The organism is Nocardiopsis sp. TNDT3, assembly GCF_003427465.1.
Taxonomy (GTDB): Bacteria; Actinomycetota; Actinomycetes; order Streptosporangiales; family Streptosporangiaceae; genus Nocardiopsis; species Nocardiopsis dassonvillei.
Genome location: NZ_QPFC01000820.1, coordinates 1 through 1,813, shown reverse-complemented (window position 1 = coordinate 1,813; position 1,813 = coordinate 1). Strand labels below are relative to the sequence as shown.

1 protein-coding gene is annotated in these 1,813 nt (G+C 77.2%); it reads right to left on the bottom strand.

All coding sequences use genetic code 11. The features are described from left to right. On the bottom strand, positions 1-1,813 hold a 1,813-nt coding region (locus DQW06_RS19955; RefSeq protein WP_157983504.1), incomplete at both ends, for a condensation domain-containing protein.

Here is a 1,813-nt window from a genome sequence, read left to right as displayed (position 1 = left end):
TCGGGGTCCACGGGGCGGGGCGGGAGCGCGTCGGGCGTCCAGGCAGCGGGAACCGCGTCGGCGGCGGGGACCGCGTCCACCTCGACGGGTTCGACGTCCTGCTCCCAGTCGCCGATCTCGGCCAGCCAGGACTGGGTGAGGACGTGGCGCACCCCGGCGTCGCGCAGGATGGCGCGGCGGCGCGCGGCGGGCTGGGTGGTGTCGACCGGGACGTAGGCGGCGCCGGTCAGCAGGACGGCGTGGGCGGCGACCACCTGTTCCACGCCCTTGTCCATGACCACGGCCGCGCGGTCGCCCGGGCCGCAGCCGCGGGCGCGCAGCTCGTCGGCCACGGCGGTGATCCGCGCCCACAGCTGGCCGTGGGTCAGGGACGCGTCGGGGTGGACGACGGCGGGAGCCCCGGGGTCGCGCAGCGCGGCGGCCAGGGCGTCCTCGTACAGCAGGGCGTCGGGCAGGGGGCCCTCGGTGGCGTTGGCCTCGGCGCGGGCGAGGAGCTGGTGGGCGGGGACGGCGGCCGGTGCGGCCTCGTCCCAGGGCTCGTCGGACAGGGCCAGGCGGCGCAGCAGGTCGGTGTAGGCCGCGAAGGCGTCGGCGGCCAGGCCGTCGGGCAGGACTCCCTCGCGCACGTCCCAGCGCACGGCCAGGGCGCCCCCGGCCAGGGACACCTGGCAGTCCACCCACACCTGCGGGGTCTGGGACAGGCCGTGCACCTCCCGGGCGGCCCAGGAGTCGTCGCCGTCCTCCTCCTCGGCGCCGATCGCGCCGGTGAAGACGACGGGCATGAGCACGGCGGGCTCGTCGCGGCGGCGCGAGAGTTCGGCCAGCAGCTCGTTGCCCGAGTACAGGCAGTGGTCGACGTCCTCGATGAGGCGGCCCTGGCGGGTGCGGGCGCGCTCGGTGAAGGTGGCGCCGTCGTCGGCGCGCACGGCGAGCAGGGTCAGCGAGGTGAAGTCGCCGACCACGCGGTCCACGTCAGGGTGCAGCGGCAGGCGCTGGGACACGGGCAGGTTGAGGGTGAAGTCGGGGCGGCGCGACCACAGGGCCAGCACCTCGGCGTAGGCGGCCAGGGCCACGCCCGCGGGGGTCAGGCCGCGGTCGGCGGCCCGGGAGCGCAGGGCCCGCCACTGCTCCGGCGGCAGGACGGCGGCCAGACGGGTGAAGCGGGCGGAGGCGTCGGTCGAGTGCTCGACCAGGGGCAGCTCGGGGGCGGGCGGCAGGTCGTCGGCGCGCTCGGTCCAGTAGGCGCGGTCGCGGTGGTAGCGGGCGCCCTCGCGCAGCGACCGGTGGGCGAGCACGTAGTCGCGGAAGGTCGCCCCCAGCGGCGGCAGGGGGTGCTCGGGGTCGGCGTAGAGGGCGGCGAGTTCGTCCAGGAGCAGCCGGACGCTGGTGTAGTCGGCGGCGAGCAGGTCCACGGACAGGTGCAGGTGGGCGCGGTCGTCGCCGCGGGTGAGGTGCAGGCGCACCAGCGGCCAGGAGGAGGCGTCGGGGACGAGGTCGCGCAGGCGCTCGCGGGCCCGGGCGGCGTGGGCGGCGGTGTCTCCTCCGCCGACCTCGGTGACGGTCAGCGACTCCCCCGGCGCCTCGGGCAGCACCCGCTGGTGGCCCTCGGGGGAGACCACGGAGCGCAGCATGTCGTGTCGGCGCACCAGCGCGTTCCAGGCGGTGCGCAGGCGGTCGGGGTCGAGGTCGTCGAACTCCAGCTCCGCGTAGGCGTGGCAGGCCACGCCGCCGTAGTCGTAGGCCGGGCCGCGACCGACGAGGTAGGCGCCCTGGACGTCGGTCAGGGGGAAGGGGTCGTGGCGCGCGTCGGGGT